This window comes from Actinomadura montaniterrae (assembly GCF_008923365.1).
Taxonomy (GTDB): Bacteria; Actinomycetota; Actinomycetes; order Streptosporangiales; family Streptosporangiaceae; genus Spirillospora; species Spirillospora montaniterrae.
In genome coordinates, this window is sequence record NZ_WBMR01000066.1 from 1 (window position 1) to 18,010 (window position 18,010).

Genomic DNA, 18,010 nt, shown 5'->3' on the forward strand with positions numbered 1-18,010 from the left:
CGGCCCGAGGAACGCGCGCGCCACCGCCAGGTCGGCGCGCGCGAGGGCGGTGGCCAGCGCGGGGCCGAGCAGGAGGAGCAGCAGCCCGGCGACGGTCATCGCGGCGACGGCGAGGGGCGCGCCCGGATCCCAGCCGAGCGGGCCGTCCGTCGGCAGCGTCCAGGCGTGCAGGGGCGCGGTCGCGAGCAGCAGCCCGCCGCTCCAGGCCGCGCCGGCCAGCGCCGCCATGGCGACCGCGACCGGCCCGGCCACGAAGTGGTAGGCGACCTGGCGCCAGGCCGCGGCGGTGATGGGCCACCGCCGCCAGGACGGGCCCGGCCGGTCCCCGGCCGGATCGACGCCGGTGAAGACGGTGATGCGGGAGCGTTGCAGCACGGTGCAGACGCGCACGACCGCCAGGATGACGACGAGCACCAGCACTGGGGCGACGACCGACCGCGCGAGCTCGATGCCGACCGCGATCGGGAAGGCGACGGCGGCGAGGCCCGCCAGCGCCACCGCGCCGCCCGCCGCGAGCTGCGCCGTGGCCAGCCAGGGAGCGGCCCGGAACGGCGATCCGCACCACGCCCGGAGCCGCCCGCGCGGCGGGAACCGGCGCGGCATCAAGATCACAGGCGTCACGCTATCCGACGCTCGACGGTGCTCGCGGCGCCCGCGGGGCGGGGGCGGCCGGCTGCGCGTTCGCCCAGGTCGACAGCAGCTGCACGGCGGCCTCGGTGGCGCTGCCCGCCACCGGCACGAGCACGACCAGCCGCTGCCGCGCGTCGTCGACGGGGACGAAGTGCTCGAACGCGAACGTGACGGTGCCGAGGGCCGGGTGCCGCAGGTTCTTCGCCCCGTGGGCGCGGACGTCGACGTCCCCGGCGCTCCACAGCGCGCGGAACGTCTCGCTGCCGTCGCCGAGTTCGCGGATCAGTTCGGTCAGGGCGGCGTCGGTGGGGTACCGCGCGCGCGTCACCCGCAACTGCCCGGCGGTCACGGCGGCGGCCTCGTCGTAGTCGACGTAGAAGTCACGGCTGCCCGGGTTCAGGAACAGGTGCCTGGCGAGGTTCGCCCGCGCGGGCGACGCGACGGCGCCGGGCGTGATGTCCAGCGTGAACAGGCGGACGGCCACCGCGTTGGCCACCAGGACGTCGAACCGGTCGTTCAGCACCATCGCCGGTGTGGTGACGAGGTTCAGCATCGCCACCAGTTCCGGCCGTACGGTCTCGGTGCGCGGGGCCGGGGTGCGGGAGCGTTCCCGCCCCGGCCGGCCGAGGGTGCGCAGGTGGTCGCGTTCCACCTCGTCGAGGCGGAGCGCGCCGGCGAGGGCGTCGAGCACCTCGGGGGAGGGACGCCCGGCGCGTCCCTGCTCCAGCCGCTGGTAGTACTCGACGCTGATCCCGGCCAGCCGGGCGACCTCGTCCCGGCGGAGCCCCGCCACCCGGCGCCGCGTCCCGCCGGGGATCCCCGCGCTCTCCGGGCTGATCCGGGCCCGGCGGGACCGCAGGAACCCGGCGAGCTCGCTCCGATCTTGCACGGTTCCCAGTATGTCGGCCTCGTCCGGGACGGTCGACGGCGGAGGGTGGCCCTCCCGGTACCGGTAACGGCCGGGGCTGGGACCCCGGCTCCGCGCTCGGCAGGCTCGCGGCATACCGGATCTCTCACCGGACCTCTCACCGCATCTCTCGCCGAGTTCAAGGAGACGATCAGCATGTGCCACGACGTCGACAGCCGGCCTCCCGCGGCGCCCGTCGTCACCGGACGGGTGGCCGAGCACGGGCCGCTGGAGATCGGCGCCGCCGACGGCAACCGCTTCCGCGCCTACCGGGCGGCCCCGGACGTGCCCAACGGCCTCAACGTGCTGTTGCTGCCGGACGTGCGCGGGGCCCATCCGTTCTATGCCAGCTTGGCGGAGCGGTTCGCCGAGGCCGGTTTCCACACCCTGGTCATGGACTACTACGGGCGCAGCGCCGGCACCGCGCCCCGGGACGACTCGTTCGACGGCTACGCCCACTTGGGCCTGCTGGAACCGCACCATGTCGAGACCGACGCCGCCGCTGCCGCCGACGCGCTCCGCGCCTGGCATCCCGGACCGCTATTCAGCGTCGGCTTCTGCCTGGGCGGCGGCTACTCCTGGCGGCTGGGCGCCGCCGGGCTCGGCCTGTCCGGCGCCGCCGGGTTCTACGGGCCGCCGCGCTTCGTCGGCGACCGCGCGGACCAGCCGTCCGCGCCGCTGCTCATGCTCCTGGCCGGCGACGACGTGGCCACGGCGCCGCAGGAGTTCGCCGAGCTGACCGCCACGTTCGACCGCGCGGGCAAGCAGTACGAGGCCCACACCTACGAGGGCGCCCCGCACTCGTTCTTCGACGACTCCTACGACCAGTGGCAGGACGCGTGCACCGACGCATGGCATCGCATCCTCGCCTTCACCGCGCGCCACGGCGGGAACCCCGTCACCTGAACGAGCCGCGCCCCCGTCCGGTTCGCCGGACGGGGGCCGGGCGCGGTCAGCGTGCGGTGGCGTGGGCGGGGTCGGGGGTGTCCGGGGTTTCCGCGGCGGCCTGCGGCGGTGTCGCGGCGCGCGGCAGGACGAGGCTGACCAGCAGCCCGACGACCATCCCGGCCGCGGTCAGCAGCACCACGACGAGTTCGCCGTGCGCGGTGGCGGAGCGCAGGGCCTCGCCGGTCCTGCCCTCGGTGCCGATGTCGGCGAGCGCGGTGAACACCGCGAGGCCGATGGCGTTGCCGATGTTGAGGGCCGTGGACGCGATGCCGTTCGCGACGCCCTGCTCGTGGGCGGCGGTGCCGGTGGCGGCGGCGATCCACATCGCCGTCCAGACGATGCCCTGGCCGACGCCGGAGACGACCAGGCCGGGCACCAGCAGGCCGTAACCGGCGTCGGCGTCGAAGCCGAGCACCATGACCGCCGTGCCGGCGGCGCCGACCGCGAACCCGATCAGCAGGGTCGTGCGCAGGCCGATCCGGGTCGTCAGCCGTTCGCCGAGCTGCGTGCCGGTGGCGATCGCCAGTGACGGGACGAGGAACGCCATCCCCGTCTGCAGGGCGCTGTAGCCGTGCACGCTCTGCATGAGCACGGTCAGGAAGTAGGGCAGCACGCCGAAGGTCGCCATGTAGATGAACGTGACGCTCATGCCGATGGTCAGGCTGCGGTTGCGGAACAGCCGGAACGGCATGAGCGGGTCGGCGCTGCGCCGCTCGATGGCCGTGAACGCCGCCAGCAGGACCGCGGCTAGCACGAACGCGCCGATCACCAGCGGGCTGCCCCAGCCCTCCTCCGGTCCCTCCACCAGGGCGAACACCAGCAGCGTCGCGCCCGCGGTGACGGTCAGGGAGCCCGGCAGGTCGAAGCGCCGCCGCGGCCCGCGGGACGGGTCGGGCGGGATCACCGCGAGCGCGGCCACGGCCACGAGGGCGGCCAGCGGGACGTTGACGTAGAAGACGGCCGGCCAGCCGAAGTTCTCCGTGAGCACGCCGCCGAGCAGCGCCCCGATCGTCAGGCCGCTGGCGCCCGCGCCGCCCCAGACCGCGAGGGCCCGGTTGCGCTGCGGCCCCTCGGTGAACAGCGTGTTGATCAGCGACAGCGTGGACGGCAGCAGCAGCGCGCCGCCGATCCCCTGCACCGCCCGGGCCACGATGATCGCGGCAGGTGCCGGCGCGAGGCCGCCGGCCAGCGACGACACCGCGTACAGGGCCAGCGCGAACACGAAGACGCGGCGGCGGCCCAGCAGGTCGGCGGCGCGCCCGCCGAACAGCAGGAAACCGCCGGCGAACACGACGTAGGCGCTCACCACGAGCTGCTGGGTCTGGCCGGGGAAGCCGAGGTCCGCGCCGATCTCGGGGAGCGCGACGAACACGATGTTGAGGTCCAGCGCGTAGATCAGCTGCGCGAGCGCCAGCAGGGCGAGGGTCCAGCCCAGCCGCCGTCCGGCGGGCCTTGGTGCGAGAGCGGACATACCAGAGGACACCCTTCGGGGTTGCGGACGGGTACGGGCAGGCCCGCTGGGCCGCCCGGGATACGACTGTACGAATACTTACGTACGATCGAACGATCCGGCAAGGGGATGCGCGACGATTGTTCGACTATCGCGGTACAGTCGGACCATGAGGTACCGTCACCCGGACCGCGACCAGATCCGCGTCGACGGGGTGCTGTCGGCGCTCGGCCACCCGGTGCGGCTGGCCGCCGTCCGCGTCCTGGACGCCGGCGGGGAGCACAACTGCAGCAGCGTGCTGGTCGAGCTGGGCATCGCCGCCAAGTCGACGATGACCCACCACTGGCGCGTCCTCCGCGAGAGCGGCGTCATCTTCCAGGAGCCGTCCGGCCGGGAGAACCTGCTGACCCTGCGCCGCGACGACCTGGACGCCCGCTACCCCGGCCTCCTGGACGCCGTCCTCGCCGGCGCCCGCACCGACGAAGCCGGCTCCTGACCCCGCCGCCCGCCTCGTCCGCGAGCCGATGGCGCGAGGTGCGCGCGTCCCGAGGAGTGCGTCAGAGGTCGAGCAGCAGAGCGCGGTGGTCGGAGACTTCGGGTGCGGCCACGACCTCGAACCGCTCCACCCCGGAGGGGTCCGAGACCAGCAGGTAGCCGGCGTGCCGGAGCGGCTTGGGGTAGCGGGACGTCCTCGTGTCGGCGTCGCCGACCAGGTCGGTCAGCCCGAGGTCGCCGAGGATCTGGAACGTCTTGCTGTCCGGGAGCAGGTTGAAGTCGCCGCACACCACGGTCATGTCGTCGTCCCGGCGCGCGTCCTCGACGAGGGCCGCGAGCCGCTCGGCCTGCGCGAGGCGCGCCGGGGTGTCGGCCTTGCCGCGCGGGTCGCGCAGACCGTGCAGGTTGACGACGGTGACGAACCGGCGCGCCCGGCGGTCGTGTACGCGCACGCTCAACGCGGCGCGAGGCCGGCCGTCGGTCGGCCATTGATCGCGGTGCTCGGTGTAGTCGCCGTGTACGAACGCCGACCGGATCCCGACCACGGGAAGGGATTCGGCGACGAAGGTGGCGACGCCGAAGTCCTGCCGGTGGTCCCGCCGGCCGTCGTGGACCGGCCCGGTGTCGCTCGCGGTGAAGAGCGCGTGGTGGCGCGGGAGCAGGCCGCGGACGTCGGAGAGGAGGTTCGCCCGCTGGGGCAGCGACCGGTCGGCGTCGTCGAAGCGCGTCCAGCCGCCGAGGGCCGGGGTGTGGGTGACCTCCTGCAGGCATAGGACGTTGGCGCCGCACGCGTCGAGCCAGGGGGCGAGGTCGTCGAACATCGCCCCGCCCCAAGCGTTGAGGGAGATGATCCGCACGGGCACCCAATGTAGGTCCGCCTCGTCGCGCAGGCCAGTCGCGGGGAGCGTCCCGGCCCCGTTAGCGCGCGGGGGAGCGGAGGGCCGCCCAGGCGGCGAGGCCCTCTTCGGTGAGGAAGCGGTCGAGCGCGGTCACCACGGCCCCGTGGAGCGCCCCGTCGCGGCCGAGTGCGGCGGCGACGACGGGCGGCGGATCCGCGCGGCGGAAGCGCATGAGCCCATCGGCGAGGGCGGCGTCGAACTCCGGCTCGGCGGCGGCCCGGAGCGGTTCCGCGAGGCCGCCCAGCGTGACGACGGCGGGGTCCAGGGCGTTGATCAGCCCGGCGAGGCCGCGGGCCAGCCCGGTCGCCGCACGTCCGACCGCCGCCCGGACGGCCGGGTCCGACGCGGCGCGGGCGAGGGCCTGCTCCGCGTACGTGCGGGGGTCGCGGGGCGGCGGGTCGCCGAGGTGGCGGGCGATGGCGCGGCCGTCGACCATCAGGTCCCAGCAGCCCCGGGCACCGCACGGGCAGAGGAGGCCGGGGTCGCCGAACGGAAGGTGGCCGAACTCCCCGCCGGCGCCCGTCGCACCGTCCACCGGCCGCCCGCCGGCGACCAGGGTGCCGCCGACGCCCACCTCCACGGTGACGTGCAGGACCGTCCCGGCCTCGGCGGCGACGCCCTGCCGGGCCTCGGCGAGCCCGGAGAACGTCGCGTCGTTCCCGAGCAGCAGCGGCACGTCCGGATCCACGGCCAGCGCCGCCAGGTCCACCGCGTCCCAGCCGAGCACGGACGACTGGACGACCCGGCCGCGCTGGACGGTCGCCGCGACCGCGACGGACACCGCGCGGACGCGTTCTCCAAGGCGCCGATGGACGCGCCGCACCGCGCCGGCGACCGCGCCGACCACGTGCTCGGGATCGCGGCTTCGATGGACGCCGGTCGCGACGATCTCGGGCTTCCCGTCGAGCGCGGCGACCGCGCACCGCCAGTCTTCCTGCCGGAGGTCCACCGCGATCACGACGGGCCCGTCCGGGTGCGGGGCGAGCACGGTCGTCGGACGGCCCCGGCCCGCCGTGGCGGCGGGCTCCTCGGCGAGGAGGGCGAGGCCGCGCAGCCGGGCGGTGATCTCGGTGGCCGAGCCGGTGCCGAGACCGAGGCGGCGGGCGACGGCCGCCCGGGTCACGCCCGGCTCGCGGCGCATCTCGTCGAGCACGGCGAGCGCGCCGCGCCGGCGCGCACCGCCGTCGCGGGCGGGCTTCGGCCGGTTCCGGGCGCCTGCCATGCCGTCCCTCCCCTCGATTATGCTCGTTGGGCGAGTTTATTCGACGGGAACGCCGCGCGGCGCGCGCCCTCCGGCGGCCGCGTCCCCGCGGCACTCCACCGAGGAGGGCGGCATGACCGGCGAAGTGACCCCGTTCCGGCTCGACATCCCGGAGTCCGCGCTGACCGACCTGCGCGAACGCCTGAGGCGCACCCGCTGGCCGGAGGAGGCGACGGCCGGCGACTGGTCGCAGGGCGTCCCGCTCGGCTACCTGCGCGAGCTGTGCCGGTACTGGGCCGAGGAGTACGACTGGCGGGCCACCGAGCGGCGCCTGAACGCGCTGCCGCAGTTCCGCACGTCGATCGACGGGCTCGGGATCCACTTCCTCCACGTCCGGTCGCCGCACGACGGCGCGCTGCCGATCGTCCTCACGCACGGCTGGCCCGGCTCGATCGTCGAGTTCCTCAAGGTGATCGGGCCCCTCACCGACCCCGAGGCGTACGGCGGCGACGCCCGCGACGCGTTCCACGTCGTGTGCCCGTCGCTGCCCGGCTACGGATTCAGCGACAAGCCCGCCCGCAGCGGCTGGGGCGTCGAGCGGATCGCCGGCGCATGGATCCGGCTGATGGCGCGCCTCGGCTACGAGCGGTACGGGGCGCAGGGCTCCGACTGGGGCACCACCATCACCGCGCTGATCGGCAAGAACGATCCGGAGCACGTGGCCGGCATCCACCTCGTCCCGCCCCTCGCGGCGCCGGACCCGGCGACGTTCGGCGACCTCACCGCCGCCGAACGCGCCGCGCTGTCCGCACTCGAAAGCGCGCAGGAGCAGGAGGACGGGTACTCGCTGGAACAGTCCACCCGGCCGCAGACCATCGGGTATGGGCTCGTCGACTCCCCGTCGCTGCTGTGCGCCTGGATCATCGAGAAGTTCCGCGCCTGGACCGACTGCGACGGCCACCCCGAGAACGCGCTCACCCGCGACGAGCTCCTCGACAACCTCATGCTCTACTGGCTGCCCGGGACCGGCGCGTCCGCCGCCCGGCTCTACTGGGAGAGCTTCAAGCAGGTCCAGCGGCTCTTCACCGCCGGGACGACCGACGTGGTGACCGTCCCGGCCGGATGCTCGGTGTTCCCCAAGGAGAACCCCCGCCCGTCCCGGCGATGGGCCGAGAAGCGCTTCACCGACATCCGCCACTGGAACGAGCCCGGCAAGGGCGGCCATTTCGCGGCGTTCGAGCAGCCCGACCTGTTCGTCGACGAGCTCCGCTCGTTCTTCCGCCTCGTCCGCTGACCGCCCTCCGGGTCCTGCGGTGCTACTCCTGGACGGTGAACTCCGTGGTGACCGGCGCGGGGCCGAGCACCCACGACGCGGTGAGCTTCACCCTGGTGCCGGCCGGGACCGAGTCGGCGACGTGGATCTGGAACTGGGCGCCCGCCTGGCTCGCCGGGATGCTGCCGTCGGCCGGCACGTTGAGCTGCGCGATCACGCCGGGCGTGTCACTGGTCAGGTTGATCCTCGCGCCGAACGGGTGCCAGATGTCGCCGAGGCCGACCACCCCGAAGTTCTCCACGTTCCCGGGGTAGTGCCGCACCGGCCCGAGGACGCCGATGGAGAACTTCTTCGGCACGCCGATGACGCCGTTGAACTGCGTGGCGGTGCTCAGCGCGGCCATGACGGTCGCGAAACGCGGCCGGTCGTAGGCCGTCGACTCGATGGCGAAGGTCGCGCTGGTCGACCCGGCGGGCACGACCACGTAGTAGGGGAACGAGACGGCCGCGCTCTCGTAGGGGGTCTTGCGCAGGTCGACGGCCAGCCCGCCGACCGGCGCCGGGGACTTGATCCGCACCGTGCCGGTGATCTTGCCGCCCTCCGGCGCGATGCGCTTGTCCACGGTGAAGTCGGTGACGTCCTGCACGCGCGCGTCGATCGGGTCGACGGTGACGGACGTCTCCGCGACGGAGGCGCCGACGCCGGCCTTCAGCCGGGTCACCGTCCCGGAACCGGTCGCGGACTGCACCCGGATCGGGAAGCTGACGCGGCGCTGCCCGGCGGGCACCGTGACCCGGTGCTTGGTCGACTGCCAGTAGGTGAGGTCCTCGTACTCGTTGCCGTCCAGAAGGTCGACGGTGACACCGCCGGCGGGGGCCGGCTCGGCCAGGGTGACCGTCTGGACGGCCTCCTCCCCGGAGGAGATCCTGGACGGCGACACGCTCGTGGACTCGACCGTGACCTCGGCCGCCGACGCCCGCAGCGGCGCGAACACCACGGCGGCCAGCGCGAGGGGCAGCACGGCGCCGGCGGCCCGGCGGACGGAGGAGGCGGAAACGGATGCGTTCATGGGCCCAGTCAATGATCTTCGACGCGGCCCGCACCAGATCGCGGACCCACACGTTCGATCTTCGTAAGGATTGCGGACCCCCGCCGCCCTGAGACCTCCTCCGGTCATCAGGAAGGATGTCCGCTAGGCGCTCCGGCGCGACGACGAGGAGGAACGCGATGGGGGACCGGCTCGGGCGGCTTGTCGGGCTCGTCCGGCCGGCCGCGGCGGTTCTGGCCGCGGCGGCCGCACTGGCCGTCGTCGCGACGGCGGGCTGCGGCGTGCGCCCCACCGGGGTCGTCAGCGCGGGCGGCCCGGTGGAGGCCGCCGGCAACAGCGGCACCATCACGGTGTACCTGGCGCGGGGCAAGCACCTCGAGCCGGTGGTGCGCCCCGAGCTTCCGGGACACCCCTACCTGGCCTTGAGCCAGCTCAGCGTCCCGGTCACCGCCGCCGAGAAGCTCCAGGGGCTGCACACGGAGGTCCGCCGGCCGCTCGTGGCCCGGCTGGTGCGCGTCGCCTCGCGGCCGAAGGACGACGCGGTGCTGGTCGTCGACCTGCCGGACACGGTCCCGCGCCGGCCGGTCCACTGGTCGTCGACGGCCCTGGCCCAGATCGCGTGTACCGCGGAGGCCGTCCCGGGCATCAGCAGCGTCCGGCTGTGGAGCGCCCCGGACGCGGACGAGGACGGATGGGGCCGCGTCCGGTGCGGCGACTACCGCGACGCACCCTGACCGGCCCCGCGCCGATCACCCGTCAAGGGCGGCGAGAAGGTCGTCGAGGGGACGGGAACACCTCGGGAGACTCGTCGGCCATCCCCTCCCATAAGCACGGCGAAACGGCTGACACGCCGGTCCGTGGGTGCCCGGCACGCCGCCGGGCACCCACAAGGGACGGACAAGTGGATCGGATTACCACCGCCAGACCGAGGATAGTGGCCGCCGGCCGTCCGGTTCGCGATGACCGCGCGGGACAAAACCGCACCCTTCACGGTGAATCCCCTATGCGATCGATAATGCGCCAGGCCGCCGGACAATTCCGTTGGAATCGCCGTCACGAGCGTGGCTGGCGGCCGTTAGTCACCTCTGCTATACGTAGAGTCACTCCACCTTGTTCGGGGTGGGGAGGGGGCATCCGGTGTCCACAATGGGGATCCGGGCGTGAAAAGGAAGAAAAGGAACCACATGAAGTCCTTCAGCTACACCGAGCTGGACAAGCTGGCCGGCGAGGTTCTGCCGGAGCGCGCCGTGCTGTCCACCCTTCTCGTCGGCGGCGACAGCGACAACGACAACCAGAACTTCAACCTCGGCAACGGCGGCGGCCACGACGGCGGCACCACCGCGGTCGTCCCGAACTGCCAGAGCAACATCAACCACTCGCAGGGCGGCCTCGTGGGCGCGCTGGGGCTCAGCTCCGAGAACCCCAACCAGTCCTTCACCTGCGCGGGCAGCTCGGTCATCTCGGGTCGCTGATCCGAACCGACGTGCTATGCGGGCCCAGGCCCGCCCAGGAAGGGCCGGCGCTCACGCGCCGGCCCTTTCTCCTTTTCATTCCCCTTTTAGTGACCCCCCAATTCGCAGGATAAAGCGGAGGATTTTCGAACGGCTCGGAACCGGCGGCGCTCGTTGGGGGTGATGGCATGCCCTCGACGGTCACGCCGGCGCGGGTGGAGATGATCGGGCCTCACGCGGTTCGGTCGGTTGCAAGAGGCGGTTGAGAAACTCCTCGACGGCGATCTCCGCGGTGTTCTGAGCGGCCGCTATGTCGTCGGCCAAGGCGATGACCAGCGCCATCTCGTTCCCGGCGGCCAGCAGGATGTGCGCGAACGGTTCGACGAGCTGCGCCGGGACGCGTCCGGCGTCGGCGGCCTCCTGCAGGACGGCCTTGAGCATCCCCAGCCCGTACTGCTCCTCGATGGCGCGCCAGCGACGCCAGCCCAGCACGGTGGGCGCGTCGATCAGCAGGATCCGGCGCACCACCGCGTCGCCCGCGAGCCGGATCCAGGCCAGCTCGGCCGCCTTGAGCAGGCCGTGCGCCTCGGTCGCCCCGCTCGCCGTGGCGGCGGCGAGGGTGGCTTCCCCCACCTTCGCGTGGACCGCCTCCACCACCGCCTCGAACAGGCGGTCCTTGCCCCGGAAGTGGTGGTACAGCGATCCGCGGCTCACCCCGGCGCGCTCGAGGACGGCCTCGATCGACGTGCCCTCGTAGCCGCGGTCGGCGAACAACTCGGTGGCCACCTCGATCAGGCGCTGCCGGGTCGCCTGCCCGCGGTCAAGGCGTCGGTCCATGCGTTACCTCCGTTGACAAACCGACAGTCGGTTTATAACTTCTAGACCGACAGTCGGTTTCCTGCGTTGTCGCTGTTCACCCTACGATCACGGAGGCAGCATGTACCTGGCCGGATACGACGACCACCGGCACACCGTGCCAACCCCGTCCGGGACGCTGAGCTATGTGGAGATCGGCACCGGGCCGGCGGCGCTCTTCGTCCACGGAGTGGCCACCAACGCCTACATCTGGCACGACCTGATCCCGCTGCTCGCCGACACGCGGCGCTGCATCGCCATCGACCTTCCGCTGCACGGCCAGAGCCCGGCGGCACCCGAACATCCGCTCACCGTCGGCGCGTTCGCCGACACCCTCGCGGACGTCTGCGCACACCTGTCCCTCGACCAAGTGGACCTCGTCGGCCACGACACCGGGGGCGCGATCGCCCAGGTGTTCGCCGCCCGCCGCCCGGAACTGATCCGCACGCTGACGCTGACCAACTGCGAGACGCAGGACAACATCCCGCCGGCCGCCATGGCGGCCACTGTCGAGGCGGCCCGCGCCGGCCAACTCGCCGCCGCGGCCCCCGACCTCGTCGCCGACCCCGCCGCCGCCCGCGCGATCTTCAGCACCGGTTACCAGGACCAGCGGTACCTGACCCCGGAGCTGGTCGACGCCTTCGTCCAGCCGGTCATGGGAACCCCGGCGGCCGCCGCGCGTTTCGAGGAACTGATCGCCCGGCTCGGACCGGACGACCTGCTCGCCGCCGAACCGGCCCTGCGGGCACTGCACGTCCCCACCCTGATCGCCTGGGCGACCGACGACGAGTTCTTCGACATGAAGTGGGCGCGCTGGCTGCACGACGCCATCCCCGGCGCCCGCGACGTCGTCGAGATCACCGGCGGAAAGCTCTTCTTCCCGCACGAACGCGCAGCCGAACTCGCCCCCCACATCCGCCGCCACTGGACGCCCCCCGACCCCGCATGACCAACCGCAACGGCGCGCCAGGAAAAAGCCCGGCACGCGCCGTCCATTCCCCGTCGGATGCGCCTGGCCCGCACCGGACGGCCGGACGCGCCGATCAGGCTGGAGGACTGACGCCGATGGGACGCGTCCTGCTCGTCCTCCGCCTGGTCCTGGCCGACCTGCGCCGCCGGCCCGCCTAGGCCGTCATCCTCCTCGTCGCGATGACCGCCGCCACCGCCACGCTCGCCCTCGGCCTGTCCATGCACGGGGCCACCGAGAAGCTGTACTGGCAGACCCGGCAGGCCACGGCCGGGCCGGACGTGGTGATGTACTCACCCGGCACAGACCGCACCACCATCACCGCCCTGGAGTCGCTGGAGCACGCGCCCGGGGTCGTCGCCTACAGCGGGCCGGACCGCCAGTACTACACGAAGCTCGCGGTGCACGGCTCCTCGGGCGCCGCGGTGGTGCAGGTCACCGATCCGGCGCCGCGTCCGGTCGATCGTCCGCTGGTGACCTCGGGTACGTGGGTCCGCCCCGGAGGCGCCGTACTCGAACTGAAGTCCGCCGACGTCCCGGTGACCTCTTTCATCGCCCTGAAACTGCGTGATCCCGCCGCCGCCCTCACCCTGAACAGGCATGACCCCGCCATCGCCGCGGCGTTCGCGAACACCTGGGTGCACACCAAACCCTGGCAGCACATCGCCCAGCAGGACTTCGTCATCCTGCGGGTCGGCCAGCCGATCCTGGCCGTCGGCAGCCGGCTGCTCGGCTTCCTGGCCGTCGGCGGCATGGCGACCCTGGCGGCCGGACGCGCCACCAAGCAGACCCGGCGGGTCGGGCTGCTCAAGGCCGTCGGCGCCTCACCCGGTCTCATCACCGCCGTGCTGCTCGCCGAATACGCCACCCTCGAGCTGCTCGCCGACGCACTGGGCCTCACCCTGTCCCAGCTGCTCGCACCCGTCATAGTCAACCCCACCGCGAGCCTTCTCACCAGCGCCGCCGGCCCGTCCGGCGACACCATCGCCGTCACGACCGTCGCCGCCCTCGCGGCTGCGGCCCTCACCACCTTCGGCCCGGCGCTGCGGGCGCTGCGCACCGGGACCGTCTCCACCCTCGCCGACCCCGTCCACCGGCCCAGGCGGCGGGCCCTGCTGAACCGGATCTCGGCGCTGCTGCCGACTCCGCTGCTGCTCGGGCTGCGCCTGATCGCCCGCCGGCCCGGCCGCACCGTCCTGCACGCCTGCAACCTCATGACCAGCCTGACCATCGTCACCGGCCTGCTGATCGGCTACGTCCAGCCGGTGAAGGGCGATCCGGGCTCTCCGATGGCGGACGACGCCCGCGTCGCGCACGACCGCCACCTGCTGCTGGCCGTCACCGCCGCGGTGATCGTCCTGGCCCTGGTGAACACCATCCGATGGGAACGTCCGTCTACCCGTTCTTCAGCAACGGGGAAGTGAACATGCCTCCACGTGGTCGTTGCTCACCGCCGCGCTCACCGCGGTCCTGGCGACGGCGGCGCTCACCGCCGTGCCCGCCCGCATCGCGGCCCGCCGATCCGTAGCACGAACCCTCACCAGCGACCTCTGAGACCTGGTCGGTCGTGGCCAATGAGCGCAGCGGCGATGCCGAGGAACGCCAGGAGATGCGATGCGCAGGGTGACGCCCCGCTGGCGCCCCCATCGCCGCAGTCGTCTCCCGCATCGGCGTACATCTTGCCGGGCCTGCGACGGCGTGGCCCGCAGGGCAAGCGGACCGTCACCCTCACCGGCGCACGCATGTACGCGCCGGCGATCTTCGAGCACCACCTGCGGCGGCACGGACGTGGTGCCGCCGCACCATGCTTCGACGGTTCGCACTGGGTGCGACCGACATCATCGGTCGGGGACTATGTCCAGGCGGGGTCACGGCCGGTCAGGCCGAGGATGCGGTCCAGGGCGGGGGCGTCGGGCGGCACTGCGACCTGCGGTCCGTACATGCCCATCTGCCGCCCCTGCTCCACGCCGGCGAGGACGGTGTCGTGCAGATGTGCCAGCAGGTCGGCGGGCGGTTCCAGGCGCTGCCCGGTCGCGACGGCCAGGTCCCAGCCGTGCAGGACCAGCTCGCCGGTGATCATGTCGCCCAGGACGGGCGCGGGCAGGGTGTGCGGTGTGCCCATGCTCGTCTCGCCCTCCCAGGCGCTCGGCGGCGCCCACGACGAGGTGATGTCGTCCAGCAGGGCGAGCAGGCGGCCGCGCCAGTCGCCGGCCGCCAGGTCCACATCGGACTCGGCGGCCGCCGGCTGCGGGACGGACTCCTTGCGGCCGCCGCCGGCCAGCGACGGGCCCCAGAACAGGAGGTGGTTGACCAGTGCCCGCACGTCGTACTCCGTGCACGGCGTCTTGTTGGCGAGCTGGTCGTCGGTGATGGCGCGCGCGACCGCGGCCATGGCCTCGGCGGCGTTGGACAGATGTGACATGGCGGCGACGCTAGGTGACCCGCGCCGGAGGGGTATTGGACAAAGACGACATACACTTCGCCGTGTGGGGCGGGACGTTCGTGAGCTGCGCGGTGCGTGGATCCGGTATCAGCGCCACATGTTCCACGACCCGTCGCTGGCGCTCGTGCCGTGGGTGGAGCGGTACTGGGAGGCTCGCTGGGACTACGCCGAGCCCTACCGGCAGAAGATCGTGCCGTACCCGAACGTGCACCTGTCGTTCGGCGGCGGCCGCGCGGACGTCAACGGCGTGTGCAGCGGCTACCGGATCAAGGTCCTCCAGGGCCGTGACCACGTCTTCGGCGTCGCGTTCCGGCCGGGCTGCTTCCGCCCGTTCCTCGGCGCCTCCGTCTCGACGATCACCGACCGCGTCGTCCCGGCGGCCGAGGTGTTCGGCCCGGACCTGCCCGCGACGCTCGACGTGGCGACCGTGGAGGCGTTCCTGCTGGAACACCTGCCGGACGACGACCCCCGGGTACGCCAGGCGGTGGCCGCGGTCGAGCTGATCGCCAAGGACAAGGCCGTGACCAGGGTCGAACGCCTCGCCGGCGAGCTCGGGCTGAGCGTGCGGGGGCTGCAACGGCTGTTCGCGGAGTACGTCGGCATCGGGCCCAAGTGGGTGATCCGCCGCTACCGCCTGCACGAGGTGACCGCACGCATGGCCGCCGGCGGGGCGATCGACTGGGCCGCGCTCGCGGCCGACCTCGGCTACGCCGACCAGGGCCACTTCATCCGCGACTTCAAAGGCATGTTCGGCGAGCAACCCACCTGGTACGCGCAGCGTTATTAGGACTCCCGGGCCTGTTCGGGCCGGACCGTAGCCGGCCTCGGACGTCGACCGGTTGCAGCTGATGTGTGCCGCCCGGTGCGACTCGCTCTTGCTCGCTTATGGGAAAGCCACTGGCCGCCTACCGCGCGGGCCGCCTAACAGGCGGGACGCTCTGCATCGCATGAAGTGCTGGTCGCACTGCGGTGCCCGACGAAAATCGTTGGTTCAAAAGTGAAGCGTGCGATGAGGTGGCGCCATGGATGACGCATTGCAGATGCGCGAAGTCCCGTTCGAGACTCTCGTCCAGGAAGCGTCGTCAGGGCTGGAAGAGCCCTGCCACCTGGTCATACGTGACCAGAAGACGTGGGACGAGCTCTGGCCCCGTGTGACGACCCACAGGATGCCGGACCCGGCGGTTCCTGGACAATGGCCGGTCGACGCCAATACGAAGTGGGTGCCCCCGCCTTCGCCGGAGGTCGACTGGTCAGCCGGCATGGTGATCCTCGTCGCGCTGGGATTTCGTCCGACGAGGGGCTACCACCTGGAGATCGACCGAATCGGCGTGCGGGGATCGGTGCTCATTGTCCATGCCGTTGAGACCGAGCCGGGGGACGTGACCTTCGAGATGGCCAGCCATCCCGTCCACGCGGTCACGACGCCCCCGTTCGACGGCGACGTCGAGGTGACGATCGACGTCCGGCAAGCGGAGATCGGCGACTGCGGTCTGCCGGACGACTGAGGACGCAGGGCCCCTCGCGGGGTGATCGATACAGAACGCGCGGAGCGAACCGTTCCCCTCAGCCCTGCTGCACCGCGTACTGGGCGAGGCCATTGCCGAGCGACCAGTTCTCCGGCAGCACTTCCACGAGATTGATGAACACGTCTTCGGGGCGCACGCCGGGATTGGCCTGCAGGAGTTCGACGATGCGCAGATAGAGCGCCTGCTTCTGGACGAGGTCGCGCGTGTTGTTGGCGGTGATCCGGATGATGACCACCTCGTCGCTCCGGTCGACGCCGTAGTAGGTGGGGCTGACGCTGAAGGTGCTGCTGTCATGCTCGGTGATCGTCATGAAGCGGTCGTCTTCCGGCACGTCGAAGGTCTCACGCATGGCGCGGTAGACGCCCTCGAAGAGGGCTTGGTGGTACTCGGCGGGCTTGCCTCGCCGCAACGACACCTGGACCAAGGGCATGCTCTGACTCCGTTCCTCGGGACGGTTCGCAGCGTAGCCAGCACTTGATCATTGAAAAAAGTCATCTTACGATATTTCAGCCATTAAATTCTCCAATGATCGGGGTGGCGATGAAGATGCTCGCCCTGGACGCGGTGCAGGCCTTCGTGCTGACCGCCGAGATGAAGAGCTTCACGCGCGCGGCGGAGGCGATGGACTCCACGCAGTCCGCCGTGAGCCTGAAGATCAAGCGGCTGGAGGACGCCTTGGGCCGCCGCTTGCTGGACCGTACGCCCCGCCTGGTCCGCCTTTCGCAAGACGGCGCCGCCTTTCTCGGCCCCGCACGTGAACTGCTGGCCGCCCACGCGGGCGCGCTGGGCTCGTTCGGCGTCCAGCGGCAACGCCTGTCGATCGGCCTAAGCCACCACGTCGTCGGCGCCGAACTGCCCCATCTCCTGCGCCAGATAGGGCGAGCAGAGCCGGACCTGACGCTGGAGGTGAGCATCGCCAGCTCATGGGAACTCCTTGACCTGTTCGACAGCGGTGCGCTGGACGCGGCCATCGTGCTGCGGCACGAGGGCCGCCGCACTGACGGTGAAGTCCTGATGGAGGAGTCCTTCGGCTGGATGGCCTCAACCGACTTCGAACACAGCTCCGGCGAGCCTCTGCGCCTCGCCCTGCAGTCCGAGTCATGCCATGTGCACCAGATGGCGGTGACCGCGCTGAACGAAGCGGGCATCGCCTGGCAAGAGGTGTTCGTGGGCGGCGGCATCGCGACCATCGGTGCGGCCGTGGCAGCAGGCTTGGCCGTGGCGGCGCTCAGCCCGCGCGTGGCTCCACCCGGCACCATGGACATGGGCGAATCATTCGGCCTCCCCCCGCTGCCCACCCGCAGCGTCGTCCTGCGGTCACGGCCGTCCGAGCCGGCCGCACGCAGGGCCCTGCGCACCTTCGCCTCCGCCCTGCGCGCCACAGCGGGACACTGACCGCCACCGCCGCGAGGTTGTGGAGATCAGGCCCGGCCCAATGCCGCGCCGTCGGACCGGGAACCTCCCTAGCCCGACTATCTGGAACCGAACCGCCGCAGCGCCCGAATGCCGACCACCTCGCATCGAGGGCAGCCGCCCAGAATCGACCAGCCAAATCACTGGTTTGGGCCTCATGACGCGCTTGTTACCGGCACGCCTTGCACGGTCGAATTCAGGCAGGTGCAACGACCTCTGCCTGGCAGGCGAGGCACATCAGTTTGTGCTCCACCACGTGGCGCTGCTTGAACCGCTGACCCAACTCGACGGCGTACTCGTCACACTCAGGACACGTCCAAGGGCCGGGCTCGCCCTGCTTCGCTGAACGGATGATGTGATTCCACTCATCGTTACTCATCCCGGGATCCTACGGCTCGCCCGGCGTCCCGCTCCCGAAGTCGGCCCCGGCCCCAAGGCAACAGAGCGTGACCGGCGAGTTGACGCGGGTGATGCACAAACGCCGAGCGTCCGGAGAGGGCTGGA

At 72.1% G+C, this 18,010-nt stretch carries 20 protein-coding genes; 10 read left to right on the forward strand and 10 right to left on the reverse strand.

All coding sequences use genetic code 11. The features are described 5' to 3' along the window. On the reverse strand, window positions 1-603 hold a 603-nt coding region (locus tag F9B16_RS22500), incomplete at its 3' end, for a sensor domain-containing protein (protein WP_225991861.1). Between the two features lie 19 nt (window positions 604-622). Beyond that, entirely contained in the window at window positions 623-1,519 is an 897-nt protein-coding gene (locus tag F9B16_RS22505; protein WP_192808934.1) for a helix-turn-helix transcriptional regulator, read from the reverse strand. Between the two features lie 174 nt (window positions 1,520-1,693). Here F9B16_RS22505 and F9B16_RS22510 point away from each other — a divergent pair, with 174 nt between their 5' ends. Beyond that, a complete protein-coding gene (locus F9B16_RS22510; protein ID WP_151542091.1) occupies window positions 1,694-2,443 on the forward strand; it encodes a dienelactone hydrolase family protein in 750 nt (249 codons plus the stop codon). 46 nt (window positions 2,444-2,489) lie between these two features. Here F9B16_RS22510 and F9B16_RS22515 read toward each other — a convergent pair whose 3' ends face one another. Next, window positions 2,490-3,956 carry an MFS transporter gene (locus tag F9B16_RS22515; protein WP_151542092.1) on the reverse strand — a complete coding sequence of 489 codons (1,467 nt, stop codon included), beginning with the start codon at window positions 3,954-3,956 and terminating at the stop codon, window positions 2,490-2,492. A gap of 148 nt (window positions 3,957-4,104) precedes the next feature. Between F9B16_RS22515 and F9B16_RS22520 the strand changes: the two genes are divergently transcribed. Further along, complete coding sequence (locus tag F9B16_RS22520) at window positions 4,105-4,431, forward strand: ArsR/SmtB family transcription factor (protein WP_151542093.1); 327 nt, start codon at window positions 4,105-4,107, stop codon at window positions 4,429-4,431. Between the two features lie 61 nt (window positions 4,432-4,492). Here F9B16_RS22520 and F9B16_RS22525 read toward each other — a convergent pair whose 3' ends face one another. Both F9B16_RS22525 and F9B16_RS22530 read right to left on the reverse strand, forming a co-directional pair. After that, a complete protein-coding gene (locus tag F9B16_RS22525) occupies window positions 4,493-5,287 on the reverse strand; it encodes an endonuclease/exonuclease/phosphatase family protein (protein ID WP_192808935.1) in 795 nt (264 codons plus the stop codon). A gap of 61 nt (window positions 5,288-5,348) precedes the next feature. Continuing rightward, window positions 5,349-6,551, reverse strand: a complete 1,203-nt coding sequence (locus F9B16_RS22530) for an ROK family transcriptional regulator (RefSeq protein WP_151542094.1) — start codon at window positions 6,549-6,551, stop codon at window positions 5,349-5,351. 112 nt (window positions 6,552-6,663) lie between these two features. Here F9B16_RS22530 and F9B16_RS22535 point away from each other — a divergent pair, with 112 nt between their 5' ends. Next, a complete protein-coding gene (locus F9B16_RS22535; RefSeq protein ID WP_151542095.1) occupies window positions 6,664-7,824 on the forward strand; it encodes an epoxide hydrolase family protein in 1,161 nt (386 codons plus the stop codon). A gap of 22 nt (window positions 7,825-7,846) precedes the next feature. On the opposite strand, the gene F9B16_RS22540 is transcribed toward F9B16_RS22535, so the two are convergent. Then, window positions 7,847-8,872: a hypothetical protein gene (locus F9B16_RS22540; protein WP_151542096.1), complete on the reverse strand. Its 1,026-nt coding sequence runs from the start codon at window positions 8,870-8,872 to the stop codon at window positions 7,847-7,849. A gap of 158 nt (window positions 8,873-9,030) precedes the next feature. On the opposite strand from F9B16_RS22540, the gene F9B16_RS22545 reads away from it, so the two are divergent. Together F9B16_RS22545 and F9B16_RS22550 are read left to right on the forward strand one after the other, a co-directional pair. Beyond that, window positions 9,031-9,585, forward strand: coding sequence for a hypothetical protein (locus F9B16_RS22545; RefSeq protein WP_151542097.1), 555 nt, complete (start codon window positions 9,031-9,033; stop codon window positions 9,583-9,585). A gap of 450 nt (window positions 9,586-10,035) precedes the next feature. Continuing rightward, window positions 10,036-10,323, forward strand: a complete 288-nt coding sequence (locus F9B16_RS22550; protein WP_151542098.1) for a hypothetical protein — start codon at window positions 10,036-10,038, stop codon at window positions 10,321-10,323. Window positions 10,324-10,503: 180 nt separating this feature from the next. Here the strand turns inward: F9B16_RS22550 and F9B16_RS22555 are convergent, their stop codons facing one another. Continuing rightward, complete coding sequence (locus F9B16_RS22555; RefSeq protein WP_151542099.1) at window positions 10,504-11,139, reverse strand: TetR/AcrR family transcriptional regulator; 636 nt, start codon at window positions 11,137-11,139, stop codon at window positions 10,504-10,506. 100 nt (window positions 11,140-11,239) lie between these two features. Here F9B16_RS22555 and F9B16_RS22560 point away from each other — a divergent pair, with 100 nt between their 5' ends. Both F9B16_RS22560 and F9B16_RS22565 read left to right on the forward strand, forming a co-directional pair. After that, a complete protein-coding gene (locus tag F9B16_RS22560) occupies window positions 11,240-12,106 on the forward strand; it encodes an alpha/beta fold hydrolase (protein ID WP_151542100.1) in 867 nt (288 codons plus the stop codon). 200 nt (window positions 12,107-12,306) lie between these two features. Further along, window positions 12,307-13,548, forward strand: coding sequence for an FtsX-like permease family protein (locus tag F9B16_RS22565; RefSeq protein ID WP_225991854.1), 1,242 nt, complete (start codon window positions 12,307-12,309; stop codon window positions 13,546-13,548). 428 nt (window positions 13,549-13,976) lie between these two features. Here the strand turns inward: F9B16_RS22565 and F9B16_RS22570 are convergent, their stop codons facing one another. Further along, window positions 13,977-14,546: a TIGR03086 family metal-binding protein gene (locus tag F9B16_RS22570; protein ID WP_151542101.1), complete on the reverse strand. Its 570-nt coding sequence runs from the start codon at window positions 14,544-14,546 to the stop codon at window positions 13,977-13,979. A 64-nt stretch (window positions 14,547-14,610) separates the two neighbouring features. Here F9B16_RS22570 and F9B16_RS53645 point away from each other — a divergent pair, with 64 nt between their 5' ends. Next, window positions 14,611-15,354, forward strand: coding sequence for a helix-turn-helix domain-containing protein (locus F9B16_RS53645; RefSeq protein ID WP_264159761.1), 744 nt, complete (start codon window positions 14,611-14,613; stop codon window positions 15,352-15,354). A gap of 235 nt (window positions 15,355-15,589) precedes the next feature. Then, window positions 15,590-16,072, forward strand: a complete 483-nt coding sequence (locus F9B16_RS22580) for a protease complex subunit PrcB family protein (RefSeq protein WP_151542102.1) — start codon at window positions 15,590-15,592, stop codon at window positions 16,070-16,072. A gap of 58 nt (window positions 16,073-16,130) precedes the next feature. Here F9B16_RS22580 and F9B16_RS22585 read toward each other — a convergent pair whose 3' ends face one another. Continuing rightward, on the reverse strand, window positions 16,131-16,523 hold the full coding sequence (locus F9B16_RS22585) for a tautomerase family protein (protein ID WP_151542103.1): 393 nt from the start codon (window positions 16,521-16,523) through the stop codon (window positions 16,131-16,133). A 95-nt stretch (window positions 16,524-16,618) separates the two neighbouring features. On the opposite strand from F9B16_RS22585, the gene F9B16_RS22590 reads away from it, so the two are divergent. Further along, on the forward strand, window positions 16,619-17,488 hold the full coding sequence (locus tag F9B16_RS22590) for a LysR family transcriptional regulator (RefSeq protein ID WP_225991855.1): 870 nt from the start codon (window positions 16,619-16,621) through the stop codon (window positions 17,486-17,488). Between the two features lie 214 nt (window positions 17,489-17,702). On the opposite strand, the gene F9B16_RS22595 is transcribed toward F9B16_RS22590, so the two are convergent. Then, the gene (locus F9B16_RS22595; protein ID WP_151542104.1) at window positions 17,703-17,885 is read right to left on the reverse strand and encodes a hypothetical protein; all 183 of its coding nucleotides are present in this window, start codon (window positions 17,883-17,885) and stop codon (window positions 17,703-17,705) included. Window positions 17,886-18,010: the final 125 nt, after the last annotated feature.